The following is a 13,232-nucleotide window of genomic DNA, read 5'->3' on the forward strand; positions in this document are numbered from 1 at the left end:
GCGGGACGGCCACGGCCACGGCAGCGCACACGGGCCACCACGGACCCACCACACGGACCGGCACACTGAACAGCACACTGAACAGCACGCGGACGAGCACACTGACCAGCGACGAGACCGGCAGCGAGACCAGTAGCGAGAGGTGATCGATGGGCGTCACGGGACCCCCTGGGCCGGTACTGGACCGGGACGAGGTGGACCGTGCGCTGGCGCGGCTCGGCGCGGAGCACGAGGCGATCGAGACCTCCCTCCTCGCCCTCCAGGACCACGCGGGCCGCAGACTCCTCGAGGGCGCCGGGCTGACCGGCGTCACCAAGGAGCGGTGGGCGGCCACCGAGGCGTCGATCACCCTGCTGTGGGCGTACTTCGACGCCTACGCGGGCGCCCTGCGCACCGCGCGGGAGATCCGCGCCCGGCGCCGCTGGTCCAGCCGGGAGGACCTGGCGGAGCTGACCGAACTGCTGCGCGGCGAGTGCGTCACGGTCGCGGGCTCCACCGTGGCCGCGGCCGGCGCGACCGGCCCGGACGGCACTCCGGGCCGGCTCAGCGAGCGGTACTCGCTGGCCGCGCTGGTCGACCGGATGAACGACCTGTACGCGACGTCGCTGGACGTGGTCGTCAGCGCCGACGCGGTGTGGTCCGCGCTGCCCGCCCGGATAGATTTACTGGCCGCCGAACTCCAGCGCACCCGCCGCCTGGCGCACTCGGTCGGTGTCCGTCCCGGCGAGCACCCTGCGGGCGACGACCTGGAACGCATCACGCGCACCCTGACCGGGCTGCGCGAGCAGGTGGTCAGCGACCCGCTGGCGTTCTGGACGCCCGCACCGGGCAGTTCGGCGCCCGGCGGCGGCAGACCGGACACCACGGTGTACGACCGTGAGGCGCGCGCCCTGGAGGAGGTGCGCCGGGAGATCGACGCCGTGCTCACGGTCCGTCAGGACGCCGAGCAGCGGCTCGTGAAGCTGCGCGATCTGCTCAGCCGCGCGGACCGCACCCTGGCGGAGGCGCGCGCCGCGCGCGGCGAGGTGCTGGCGAAGATCGCCGCGACCGAGGTGCCGGTGGTCGGCGGACCGCCGACCGTGCTCCAGGAGCAGCTGTCGACGGCCGCCGAGTACCGCAGACAGGCCCAGTGGCACCGGTTGTCCCCGCTGCTGGAGGCGCTGGAGCAGCGGGCGGAGGACGAACTGCTGCGCGCCCGCGAGTCGCTGACGGCGGTCACCGCGCCGCTGGCGGTGCGCGCCGAGCTGCGCGGCCGGCTCGACGCGTACCGGGCGAAGGTGGCCCGGCACGGTCTGGCGGAGGATCCGCTGCTGACGGAGCGGTACGACGTGGCGCGCCGCATGCTGTGGAGCGCGCCCTGCGACCTGCGGGTGGCCGAGCAGGCGGTGCTGCGTTACCAGCGGACGGCGGCCGAACTGCTCGGCGGCGGCCCGGGGGTGCCCGGACAGGCCGGGCCCGAGGACCACAGGGGGGAGTCGGGATGAGCCGGTCGGGACAGAGCTGCCAGCGGCCGGGGTGCGAGGGCGCCTACGAGGACGTGGGCGGCGGTGAGCTGTACTGCGACACCTGCGGACTCGCCCCGGTCGTCTCGGCGAAGGCCGCGGCCGCGGGCGGGGGTGCGGGTGCGGAAGGTGCCGGGGGTACGGGAGGCACCGGCCCCGAAGGCACCGGCGGCACCGGCAGTGCGCGCTCCGCGCGATCGGCCCGTACGTCGTCGCAGTCGTCCAGGTCACGGCGCTCGGTGTCGGGGCGGCTGTCGCGTTCGCTGTCCGGCAGCTCCAGCGGGCGTTCGGTGTCGGTGCGCAGCTCGGGCACCTCCACCGGCGGCGGTTCGCGCAGCCGGCTCGGGGCGGGCCTGGTGGAGGTGCCGGAGGTGCCGCGGCCCGACCCGCGCGCGATGGTGCTGGACGACCCGGAGGTGCCCGAGCGCAAGCGGTTCTGCTCGCGCTCCGACTGCGGTGCGCCGGTGGGCCGTTCGCGCGGTGACCGGCCGGGCCGTACGGAGGGCTTCTGCACCGAGTGCGGCAACCCGTACTCGTTCGTGCCGAAGCTGCGCGGCGGTGACGTGGTGCACGGCCAGTACGAGGTGGCGGGCTGTCTGGCGCACGGCGGTCTGGGCTGGATCTACCTCGCCGTGGACCGGGCCGTGGCGGACCGCTGGGTGGTGCTCAAGGGTCTGCTGGACACCGGCGACCAGGACGCGATGGCGGCGGCGATCTCCGAGCGGCGCTTCCTCGCGGAGATCGAGCACGCCAACATCGTGCGGATCTACAACTTCGTCGAGCACCTCGACCAGCGCACCGGCTCCCTCGACGGCTACATCGTCATGGAGTACGTCGGCGGCAAGTCGCTGAAGGAGATCGCCAACTCCCGCCGCGCCGAGGACGGCAGACGCGATCCGCTGCCGGTGGAGCAGGCCTGCGCCTACGGCATCGAGGCCCTCGAAGCCCTCGGTCATCTGCACAGCCGGAATCTGCTGTACTGCGACTTCAAGGTCGACAACGCCATCCAGACCGAGGACCAGCTGAAGCTGATCGACATGGGCGCCGTGCGCCGCATGGACGACGACGAGTCGGCGATCTACGGCACGGTCGGCTACCAGGCGCCCGAGGTCTCCGAGGTGGGCCCCTCGGTGGCGTCCGACCTGTACACGGTGGGCCGTACGCTCGCGGTGCTGACGTTCGACTTCCACGGCTACACGAACATGTTCGTGGACTCCCTGCCCGACCCGGACACCATCGAGGTGTTCCGCCGCTACGAGTCGTTCTACCGGCTCCTGGTGCGCTCCACCGACCCGGATCCGGCGCGCCGGTTCGCCTCCGCGCAGGAGATGGCCGAGCAGCTGACGGGCGTGCTGCGGGAGGTCGTGTCGTTGCAGACGGGCCGCGCGCGGCCGTCGCTCTCCACGCTGTTCGGGCCCGAGATGCGGGTCACGGACACCGAGCTGTTCCCGAAGCTGGACGGCGATGTGTCGGTGCTCGGATCGCGGGCGGCCCGGACGGCGGTGCGGGGGGCGTGGGTACGGAAATCCTCCCGGGTGGCGCTGAACGGCGGGCAGCACGGCCCGGCCCCGCTGCCGGGGGCGCGGCCGGGCGCGGGTGCGCAGCCGGGGGCGCTGTCCGGCTCGCCCGAGGGCCTCGTCAGGCCGGTCGCCACCAGGGCGGCCGGCCTCGCCCTGCCCGTCCCGCGGGTCGATCCGGCCGACCCCAACGCCGGTTTCCTGGCCGGCCTGCTGGCCCCCGGGCCCGCCGAGCTGATCGCCGTCCTCGCCGCCGCTCCGGCGCCGTCGGTGGAGACCCGGCTGCGGCAGATCCGTGCCTGGCTGGAGAACGGTGACACCGAGGCGGCGCTGACGGCCCTGGGCACGCTGGAGGACGAACGGCCCGACGACTGGCGGGTGGTGTGGTACCGGGGCGTGGCGGCGCTGGTCACCGGTGACTTCGAGGGCGCGGCGCTGTCCTTCGACGCGATCTACGACGCCTTCCCCGGGGAGACGGCGCCCAAGCTGGCGCTCGGCCTGTGCGCGGAGGTGCTCGGCCAGCTGGACAACGCCGCCGAGTACTACCGCCTGGTGTGGTCGACCGACCCGAGCTTCGTGAGCGCCGCGTTCGGCCTGGCCCGGGTCCAGTTGGCCGGGGGCGACCGGCGAAGTGCCGTGGGGACGCTGGAGTCGGTGCCGGAGTCGTCGATCCACTACACGGCGGCGCGGGTGGCGGCCGTACGCGCGAGACTGCGCCGGCGCGGCGCCACGGCGGCCGACACACCGTTCCTGGCGGACCTGACGGCGGCCTCGGCGCAGGTGGAGGCGCTGGACGCCTACGGTCTGGACCCGGCGCGCCGGGAGCAGTTGTCGGCGGAGGTCCTCGGCAGCGCGCTCGACTGGGTACTCTCCGGTAGCCGGGGTTCCGTGCCCCCGGGGGTGGACGGGCGCGTGCTGCTCGGCAGTGAACTGGACGAACGGGGCCTCAGGTTCGGCCTGGAGCGCTCGTACCGCACGCTGGCCCGGCTGGCCACGGGCGGCGAGGAGAGGATCGACCTGGTGGAACGTGCCAACCGTTACCGCCCCCGGACGTGGGTGTGACGATGTCCCAGATGCCCCAGCTGTCCGCCTGCCCGAGCTGCGAGGAGCCCCTCGAGTCGGGCGACCGCTTCTGCGGTGCGTGCGGATTCGACCTGTCGGCCGCCGCCGCGCCGCCGCCACCGGCCTCGGACGACACCCTGATGCTCGGTCTGGGAGGCGTCACGGGCGCGGGAGGCGCCGGGGACGCGGAAGGCTCGGGAGACACGAGGGGCGCGAGGGGCACGAGAGACGGGGCGGACACCGCCGGACCCGCCGCCGCGCCACCCGCACCCGGCCCGGCCCCCGGCCCCGGCCCGGCTCCCGCGCACGCGCCCGCCCCGGAGGTCCCGCCGCCGCCCCAGGCACCCCCCGTGCCTCCGGTCCCGCCGGTGCCTCCGGTACCGCCCGCCCCGTCGGCGCCTCCCGCCTCCGTCGCGGCGCACGGCGTGCGGTTCGACCGTCTCCCGGAGCCGGAGGAGTACCCGCTCCAGGCACCGGACCCGCGCGTGGCCGCCGACGCCCCGGCCACCGGCCCGCAGGGCCCCGCGCAGGCCGCCGGCGAGGAGCCCAAGGTGTGCGTGGCGTGCCGCGCGGGCCGGGTCGACGGGGACGGCTACTGCGAGAACTGCGGACACGCCCAGCCGCGCGAACGTGACCACATGGAGCAGGAGTCGGGCCCGGTCGCCGCGGTCAGCGACCGCGGGCTGCGCCACCACCGCAACGAGGACGCGTTCGCCGTCGCCACCGCCGTACTGCCGGACGGCACCCCCGCGCTGTGCGCGGTCGTCTGCGACGGCGTGTCCTCGGCGACCCGTCCCGACGAGGCGTCGCTGGCCGCCGCCCGGACGGCCAACGAAGCCCTGCTGGCGGCCCTGCCGCGCGGCACGCACCCGCAGCAGGCGATGCACGAGGCGATCGTCGCCGCCGCCCGGGCGGTCGACGCGCTCGCCGAGGAGCCCGCCGGGGCCCGTGAGCACTCCCCGCACCAGAACGCCCCGGCCTGCACCATCGTCGGCTCGGTCGTCACGTCCGGGCTGCTGGTGGTGGGCTGGGTCGGTGACAGCCGTGCCTACTGGGTGCCGGTCGACCGCGCCTCGCCCCCGGCCCGGCTCACCGAGGACGACTCGTGGGCCGCGCAGATGGTCGCCGCCGGCCTGATGAACGAGGCGGAGGCCTACGCCGACGAGCGCGCCCACGCCATCACCGGCTGGCTCGGCGCCGACGCGTACGAACTGGAGCCGCACACCGCTTCCTTCAAGCCGGACCGGCCGGGTGTGGTGGTGGTGTGCAGCGACGGGTTGTGGAACTACGCCGAGACGGCACAGGAGATGGCCGAGGCCGTCACTCCGGACGCCGCCGTACGGCCGCTGCACTGTGCGCAGGTGCTGGTGGGTCACGCCCTCGACGGCGGGGGCCACGACAACGTAACAGTGGCCGTGCTGCCGTTCCCGGCCCCGCCCCAGGGGGCAGGATCCGCCTGAGGCGGGCCGCCGTCGCACCCGGCGGGCCGCTCCCGGGACCCCGGGAGCGGCCGTACCGGCCGTCCGGCCGCACCGGGCGTCACGGTCGTCGCGGCTCCACCGGTCGTCGCGGTCGTCCCGGCCGTACCGGTGGTGCCGGCAGCGTCGGGGCCCCGGCGGCCTCACCGCCTCGCGGCGGACCGGAGGGGACCGGCCCGCACCCAGTCGTCACCCGCGGAACCCGGGTCCGCGGGCTCATAGGGGGATCAGGACAGGCATGGCCAATTTCTCGAAGTCGAACGTGCCGACGTTCTCGATGGACGTCTACCAGAACGAGTACCTGCCGGAGGGCGGCCGCGAGGTCAACGCGATCGTCACGGTGACCGCCACCGGCGGCGGCACGATCGGCGCCGCCGTCACCGCCCCGCACCTCTACGGGCCGGGCCAGGGCCCGTCGGCGGCGGTGGCCGTCATGGTCGACTGCTCCGGGTCGATGGACTACCCGTCGACCAAGATGCGCAACGCGCGCGACGCCACGGCGGCGGCGATCGACACCCTGCGCGACGGCGTGCACTTCGCGGTGATCGCCGGGACGCACGTCGCCAAGGAGGTGTACCCCGGCGGCGGCCGGCTCGCCGTGGCCGGCCCCACCACCCGGGAGCAGGCCAAGCACGCGCTGCGCGGGCTCGGCGCGGGCGGCGGCACCGCCATCGGCACCTGGCTGCGCCTCGCCGACCGGCTGCTGTCCTCCGCCGACGTCGCCATCCGGCACGGCATCCTGCTCACCGACGGCCGTAACGAGCACGAGTCCCCCGAGGACCTCAAGGCCGCCCTCGCGGAGTGCGCGGGCCGTTTCACCTGCGACGCACGCGGAGTGGGCACCGACTGGGAAGTGAAAGAAGTCACAGGGATCGCCGCCGCGCTGCTCGGCACCGCCGACATCGTCGCCGATCCCTCCGCCCTCTCCGCCGACTTCACACGGATGATGGAGACGGCGATGGGCAAGGAGGTCGCCGATGTCGCCCTGCGGGTGTGGACGCCGGTCGGCACGGCGATCCGGTTCGTCAAGCAGGTCGCGCCCACCGTCGCGGACCTGACGGACCGCCGTACCGAGGCGGGGCCGCGCGCCGGGGACTATCCGACGGGCTCCTGGGGCGACGAGTCCCGCGACTACCACCTGTGCGTGGAGGTCCCCGCGGCCGGCCTCGGCCAGGAGATGCTCGCCGCGCGCGTCTCCCTGGTCGTCCCGCAGCCGGAGGGCGCCGCCGGGAGCGGAGCGGGAGGGGGCGTCCTCAACCTGGGCGCGCAGGGTCTCGTACGGGCCGTGTGGACGGACGACATGACCGCCTCCACCGCCATGAACGCCCAGGTCGCCCACTACACCGGGCAGGCCGAACTGGCCAAGGTCATCCAGCAGGGCCTGGATCTGCGCAAAGCGGGCGATTTCGACGGTGCGACCGCCAAACTCGGACGGGCCGTGCAACTCGCCAGTGTCTCCGGGAACGCCGATACTGCGAAACTGCTTTCGAAGGTGGTCGACGTGGTCGACGCCACGACAGGTACTGTGCGACTGAAAGCGAAGGTCGAGGAGGCCGACGAGATGACTCTCGAGACCCGGTCCACAAAGACTGTTCGTGTAAAGAAGTGACCAGTACTTCCTGAAGGAGAGGGGGAAGAGCCGACATGCCGACCTGCCCGAACGGACACCAGTCGGGTTCCGACGACTGGTGCGAGGTCTGCGGTCACCGCATGGCCGGGGCTGTGCCTCCGCCTCCCCCGCCGCCCCCGGCCGGGGGCTACGGCTTCCCGCCGCCGGCCGGCGGCCTGCCCCGGCGGCCCATGGGGAACCCGCACCTGTCCGGCCCGGAGCACGAGCCGGAGCTCTGCCCGCAGTGCCGCACACCCCGCGAGGGCGGTGCGCCGTTCTGCGAGGAGTGCCGGTGGAACTTCCTGACCAACACGGCGACCTCGTACACCCCGGCCGCGCCGCCGCGCTCCCAGCCGCCCGGCCCGCCCTCCCGCTTCCCCCAGCCGCCCGGCCCGCAGGGCTTCGGCGGCGGTGACCCGTACGAGTACCAGGGCTCACGCCCGTCGCAGATCAACCGGCCCGCGGAGCCGATCCCGCCGTTCGGCGGCGACCCGTCGGGACCGTCGGCGTTCGGCGGCCCGCCGACCCGCGGCGGCGGCCCGGGCGGCCCCGGTCAGCCCGGCGGTGGGCCCGGCGGCCCCGGCGGCCAGGGCCGTGGTCCCGGCGGGCCCGGCTACGGTGCCGACGGCCCCGGCTACGGTGCCGACGGACCTGGTTACGGCCCCGGCGGACCCGGTGGCCCCGGCGGACGGCCTGGGGGCCCCGGAGTGCCTGCGGGTCCCGGCGGTCCCGGTGGACACGGTGGGCCTGGTGGCCCCGGCGGTCCCGGCGGGCCGTCGAACTTCGGTCCGGCGGGCACGGGCGGCCCGTCCGGCTTCGGCCCCGACCCGTCGCGTCCGTCCCCGCAGTCTCCCGGCCAGGGCCCCGGCGGCCGCGGCCCCGGTGCGGGTCACGGACCCGGCGGCACCGCGGGCGCCGGCATGGGCCAGGGCATGGGGATGGGCGCCGGCATGGGTGCCGGTCCCGCGCAGGCGTTCCACGGCGGTCCTCCCGGATCCTCGGCTCCCCCCGGACCGCCCGCTCCCCCGATGTTCCCGCAGGAGACCGGCGGCCGGTCCCCGCAGCAGGGCGGCCCGGCCTTCGGCGGTGCCGAGGACGACTGGGTGATCCCGCCGCCCTCCGGCGGCCCCGGTCACGGCGGCCCGGGCCGTGGAGGTCCCGGCGGCGGCTACGGCTACCCGCCGGTCGGCGCCCCGCAGGCCCCGCCCGGCCAGGGCTACCCGCAGGCCCCGCAGCGCCCGCTGACCTGGACGGCGACGATCGGCCCGGACCGCGACTACTTCATGGCGATGATGCAGCGCTCCGGCCCCGAGGCCACGGGCCTGAACCTGCCCGCGTACTCCCCCGAGCAGCAGCGCACGCTCACCGGCAACCAGGTCACCATCGGCCGCCGCCGGCACTCCACCGGCGACACCCCCGACATCGACCTGTCGGTGCCGCCGGAGGACCCGGGGGTCTCGCATCAGCACGCGGTGCTGGTCCAGCAGCCGGACGGCAGTTGGGCGGTCGTCGATCAGAACTCGACGAACGGCACGACGGTCAACGGCGGCGAGGAGCCGATCCAGCCGTTCGTGCCGGTCCCGCTCCAGGACGGCGACCGCGTCCACGTGGGCGCCTGGACGACGATCACGGTCCGCCGGGGCTGAGAACGGCCCGGCGGACGGGGCACACCGGGACGCACCGGGGCTCGGCTCAGCCCGGCAGGGGCCAGGAATACGGTCCCGCCGGGTCGTCCAGCCACGCCCACGCGCGCTCCCCGCTGACGGTCATGCCGTAGCGGGCCCGCCCGGGCCGGCCCTCCCGCTCCCACAGCACGTACGCCTCCTGCGGGCCGAGACGGCCGCGGGTGAGGGCCAGCAGGAACCGGAACAGGTCGTCCTGCCGGGCCGCGGCCGGTACGCCGCCCAGCGGCACCGGTTCCGGTACGGGGCCGGTGCAGCCGCGCAGCGGCACGAAGTAGGCCGGGGTGGCGAGGAAGCGCCCTTCGGCGCGAGCGGCGCCGGCCACGTCCAGGGCGACGACGCCGGTGGCGAACGGCATCAGGATCCGGCCGCCGGGACGGCACTGGGCGAGCCAGGCGCGCGGCACCGTGCTCAGCTCACAGGTGGCGACGATCCGGTCGTAGGGGGCGCGTTCGGGCACCCCGCGGGCACCGTCACCGGTGAGGACGGCCGGCCGGTACCCGGCGGCGGCCAGATGACGGCGGGCCGCCTCGGTGATCTCCGGTTCCAGGTCGACGGTGGTGACGAGGGCGTCGTCACCGAGCCGGTGGGCGAGCAGCGCCGCGTGGTAGCCGGTGCCCGTGCCGATCTCCAGGACCCGGTCGCCGTCCGCCACCTCCAGCGCGGTCAGCATCAGCGCCATCAGGGAGGGCTGGCTGCTGGAGGAGACCAGTTCGCCGTCGCGCAGCCGGGTCGCGAGCGGGACGTCCTCGTAGGCGCCGAGCAGCCAGCGCTCGCGGGCGGCCGGGTCCGGGCTCTCGCCCCACCGCCGCTCGTAGCCCCTGGGGCGGGCGACGAAGTAGTACGGCACGAAGAGATGCCGGGGCACCGCCGCGAACGAGGCCCGCCACACCGGGTCGGCGTCCCAGGCGCCGGTCGCGTCGATCTCCCGCACCAGCGCGTCCCGCGCCTCGGCGGCGAGGCTCCCGGTCTCCGCGTCCCGCGCGTGCCCGTCCATGGGTCCACTATCGCGCCGTTCCCGGCCCGCCCGTCGCGCCCGGGGCCTTGAATTCCCGGCCGGGGGGTCTGAGACGATGGACGGGTGAACGAGATCCGGCGTGGCACGCTGCAGGAGCAGACCTTCTACGAACAGGTCGGCGGGGAGGAGACCTTCCGCCGGCTGGTGCACCGCTTCTACCAGGGGGTGGCCGAGGACCCGCTGCTGCGGCCCATGTACCCCGAGGAGGACCTGGGGCCGGCCGAGGAGCGGCTGCGCCTGTTCCTGATCCAGTACTGGGGCGGCCCGACGACGTACAGCGACAACCGGGGCCACCCGCGCCTCAGGATGCGCCATGTCCCGTTCACCGTGGACCGCGCGGCGCACGACGCCTGGCTGCGGCACATGCGGGTCGCCGTGGACGACCTCGGCCTGTCCGAGGAGCACCGCGAGACGCTGTGGAAGTACCTGACGTACGCGGCGGCGACGATGATCAACACGGCGGAGTAGCCACCGCGCCGGCGGCACACCGGCCGACGCGCTCAGCGCACGCTGACGTCCAGCACCCCGAGGCCCGCCGGACCGCTCACCGGCCGTACGGCGACCGAGCCGTACGGCGTGCGCAGCCTGAGCCAGGGCCCGGAGACGAGCAGGACGGTGTCCTCGCCCGCCGCGGGGCGAGCCGGGGGGCGCAGGAAGCCCAGTGACTGGGCCGCGTGCAGGGCGCGCAGCGGCAGCCTGGTCCCGCCGACGTCACGGGACCAGATCTCCCGCCCGATCCGGTCGAGCGCGCCGCGGGTCCGCTCCTCGGGCGCCAGGCCGGCCGTACGGGAGCGGAACTCGGCGACGCAGGCCGCCACCAGGGCGCGCAGGCCGTCGGAGCCGGGCAGGCCGGGCTCGGCCCGCCGCCAGCCGCCGCGCGGCGGGAGGACACCCGCCCACGGCGGCCCGGTGACGGCGGACGGGACCACGGCGGTGGCCGCGTCCTCGTCCAGGGACTCCAGGAGTTCCCCCGCGGACACGGTCACGTCGAGGGTGACGTCGAGCCCGTCCTCGTACGGCTTGGCGAGCCGGGCGGTGCGGACGGCGAGCACCTCGAAGGACGGCGGCCGTCCGAACACGGCGAGCGTGGTGCCGGCGGCCTGGAGGCGGACGGCGGCGGCACGGTCGTAGTGGAGCAGCCGGGAGAGGAAGGCGGCGAGATCGGCCGCCTCCCCGTCGTCGGCGAGCTGGAGGACCGTCATGCGGCGACGGCCTTCTCCTCGGTGCCGTCGGGACCCGGGTCCCCGTCGCCGTCCTCGTCCCGGTACTCCGCGAGGAACTCCCGTTCCTCCGCGGTGAGTCGGCGCGGCCGCTGCGCCTCGAAGTCGAACGGCACGATGACGGTGGACGCGCGGACGTAGACCAGGTCGTCGTCCTTCACCTCGTAGCCGAGGGTGAAGGACGCGGCCCGGATCTCACCGACCCACAGCTCGATGTCCACCGGGTGGTGCCGGTGGACGAGCTGGTGCTTGTAGTCGATCTCGTGACGCGCCACCACGGACCCCTGCTTGAACTGCTTGTCCGGGCGGAAGAGGAAGTCGATGCGGGCCTCCTCCAGGTAGCGCAGGAAGACGGCGTTGTTGACGTGCCCGTACGCGTCCATGTCCGCCCAGCGCAGCGGGCAGCGGTAGATGTGGCGCATCTGCTTCGATCAGCCCCGGGTCAGCTTCTTGTAGGTGGCACGGTGCGGACGTGCGGCGTCCGGGCCCAGCCGCTCGACCTTGTTCTTCTCGTACGACTCGAAGTTGCCCTCGAACCAGAACCACTTGGAGTCGCCCTCGTAGGCGAGGATGTGCGTGGCGACGCGGTCGAGGAACCACCGGTCGTGGGAGACGACGACGGCGCAGCCGGGGAACTCCAGCAGCGCGTTCTCCAGGCTGGACAGGGTCTCGACGTCGAGGTCGTTGGTCGGCTCGTCGAGGAGCAGCAGGTTGCCGCCCTGCTTGAGGGTGAGCGCGAGGTTGAGGCGGTTGCGCTCACCGCCGGAGAGCACCCCGGCCGGCTTCTGCTGGTCCGGCCCCTTGAACCCGAACGCGGAGACGTACGCCCGGCTCGGCATCTCGACCTGGCCCACGTTGATGTAGTCCAGCTCGTCGCTGACCACGGCCCACAGGGTCTTCTTCGGGTCGATGTTCTCGCGGCTCTGGTCGACGTACGAGATCTTGACGGTCTCGCCGACCTTGATGGAACCGGAGTCCGGCGTCTCGAACCCCTGGATCATCTTGAACAGGGTGGTCTTGCCCGCGCCGTTGGGCCCGATGACCCCGACGATGCCGTTGCGCGGCAGGGTGAAGCTGAGGTCCTCGATGAGGACCTTGTCCCCGAAGCCCTTGTTGAGGTTGTTGACCTCGACGACGATGCTGCCCAGCCGCGGGCCCGGCGGGATCTGGATCTCCTCGAAGTCCAGCTTCCGCATCTTGTCGGCCTCGGCGGCCATCTCCTCGTAGCGGGCCAGACGCGCCTTGGACTTGGCCTGCCGCCCCTTGGCGTTGGACCGCACCCACTCGAGCTCTTCCCTGAGCCGCTTCTGCCGCTTGGCGTCCTTCGCGCCCTCGACCTTGAGGCGGGTGGCCTTGGTCTCCAGGTACTTGGAGTAGTTGCCCTCGTAGCCGTGCAGCCGGCCGCGGTCGACCTCGCAGATCCACCCGGCGACGTTGTCGAGGAAGTACCGGTCGTGGGTGACGGCGACGACGGTGCCGTCGTACTTGGCGAGGTGCTGCTCCAGCCAGTTCACCGACTCGGCGTCGAGGTGGTTGGTGGGCTCGTCGAGCAGCAGCAGGTCGGGCGCCTCCAGCAGCAGCTTGCACAGCGCGACCCGGCGGCGCTCACCACCGGAGAGAGTGGTGACGGCCCAGTCGCCGGGCGGGCAGCCGAGGGCGTCCATGGCCTGCTCGAGCTGGGCGTCGAGGTCCCAGGCGTTCGCGTGGTCGAGGTCCTCCTGGAGCTTGCCCATCTCGTCGAGCAGCGCGTCGGAGTAGTCGGTCGCCATGAGCTCGGCGATCTCGTTGAACCGGTCGAGCTTGCCCTTGATCCCGGCGACGCCCTCCTGGACGTTCTCCAGGACCGTCTTGTCCTCGGTCAGCGGGGGCTCCTGCAGCAGGATGCCGACGCTGTACCCGGGCGACAGATAGGCGTCACCGTTCGACGGCTGCTCGAGCCCCGCCATGATCTTCAGAACGGTCGACTTACCGGCCCCGTTCGGACCGACGACGCCGATCTTCGCCCCCGGGAGGAAGCTCAGGGTGACGTCGTCGAGGATCACCTTGTCGCCGTGCGCTTTGCGCGCCTTGCGCATGGTGTAAATGAACTCAGCCAAGAGAAACCGTCCGGCAGCTTGAAATCTGGCAGTGGGCAGATACACCCC

General features: G+C 74.0%; 10 protein-coding genes. 6 read left to right on the forward strand and 4 right to left on the reverse strand.

The window, feature by feature from the left end; translation table 11 throughout:
- The first annotated feature begins 149 nt into the window (after nucleotides 1–149).
- The 5 genes from ABZ862_RS11235 (at nucleotide 150) to ABZ862_RS11255 (ending at nucleotide 8,814) form a co-directional block, all read left to right on the forward strand.
- Nucleotides 150–1,484 carry a hypothetical protein gene (locus ABZ862_RS11235; RefSeq protein WP_360955762.1) on the forward strand — a complete coding sequence of 445 codons (1,335 nt, stop codon included), beginning with the start codon at nucleotides 150–152 and terminating at the stop codon, nucleotides 1,482–1,484.
- A complete protein-coding gene (locus tag ABZ862_RS11240; RefSeq protein ID WP_360955764.1) occupies nucleotides 1,481–4,081 on the forward strand; it encodes a tetratricopeptide repeat protein in 2,601 nt (866 codons plus the stop codon). The genes ABZ862_RS11235 and ABZ862_RS11240 overlap by 4 nt, the downstream gene beginning before the upstream one ends.
- Nucleotides 4,082–4,083: 2 nt before the next feature.
- Complete coding sequence (locus ABZ862_RS11245) at nucleotides 4,084–5,541, forward strand: protein phosphatase 2C domain-containing protein (protein ID WP_360955766.1); 1,458 nt, start codon at nucleotides 4,084–4,086, stop codon at nucleotides 5,539–5,541.
- A 256-nt stretch (nucleotides 5,542–5,797) separates the two neighbouring features.
- Nucleotides 5,798–7,168: a VWA domain-containing protein gene (locus tag ABZ862_RS11250; RefSeq protein ID WP_360955768.1), complete on the forward strand. Its 1,371-nt coding sequence runs from the start codon at nucleotides 5,798–5,800 to the stop codon at nucleotides 7,166–7,168.
- A 35-nt stretch (nucleotides 7,169–7,203) separates the two neighbouring features.
- Nucleotides 7,204–8,814 (forward strand): FHA domain-containing protein, encoded by a 1,611-nt coding sequence (locus ABZ862_RS11255; protein WP_360955770.1) that lies wholly within the window; start codon nucleotides 7,204–7,206, stop codon nucleotides 8,812–8,814.
- 46 nt (nucleotides 8,815–8,860) lie between these two features.
- Here the strand turns inward: ABZ862_RS11255 and ABZ862_RS11260 are convergent, their stop codons facing one another.
- Nucleotides 8,861–9,847 carry a methyltransferase domain-containing protein gene (locus ABZ862_RS11260; protein WP_360955772.1) on the reverse strand — a complete coding sequence of 329 codons (987 nt, stop codon included), beginning with the start codon at nucleotides 9,845–9,847 and terminating at the stop codon, nucleotides 8,861–8,863.
- Nucleotides 9,848–9,931: 84 nt separating this feature from the next.
- Between ABZ862_RS11260 and ABZ862_RS11265 the strand changes: the two genes are divergently transcribed.
- On the forward strand, nucleotides 9,932–10,336 hold the full coding sequence (locus ABZ862_RS11265; protein WP_360955774.1) for a globin: 405 nt from the start codon (nucleotides 9,932–9,934) through the stop codon (nucleotides 10,334–10,336).
- A 32-nt stretch (nucleotides 10,337–10,368) separates the two neighbouring features.
- On the opposite strand, the gene ABZ862_RS11270 is transcribed toward ABZ862_RS11265, so the two are convergent.
- The 3 genes from ABZ862_RS11270 to ettA are packed head-to-tail and all read right to left on the reverse strand — an operon-like array spanning nucleotide 10,369 to nucleotide 13,184.
- The gene (locus ABZ862_RS11270; RefSeq protein WP_360955776.1) at nucleotides 10,369–11,070 is read right to left on the reverse strand and encodes a hypothetical protein; all 702 of its coding nucleotides are present in this window, start codon (nucleotides 11,068–11,070) and stop codon (nucleotides 10,369–10,371) included.
- Entirely contained in the window at nucleotides 11,067–11,510 is a 444-nt protein-coding gene (locus ABZ862_RS11275) for a thioesterase family protein (RefSeq protein WP_360955778.1), read from the reverse strand. The genes ABZ862_RS11270 and ABZ862_RS11275 overlap by 4 nt, the downstream gene beginning before the upstream one ends.
- A 9-nt stretch (nucleotides 11,511–11,519) precedes the next feature.
- Entirely contained in the window at nucleotides 11,520–13,184 is a 1,665-nt protein-coding gene (gene ettA, locus ABZ862_RS11280; RefSeq protein ID WP_360955780.1) for an energy-dependent translational throttle protein EttA, read from the reverse strand.
- Nucleotides 13,185–13,232: the final 48 nt, after the last annotated feature.

The organism is Streptomyces sp. NPDC047000, assembly GCF_040644295.1.
GTDB lineage: Bacteria > Actinomycetota > Actinomycetes > Streptomycetales > Streptomycetaceae > Streptomyces.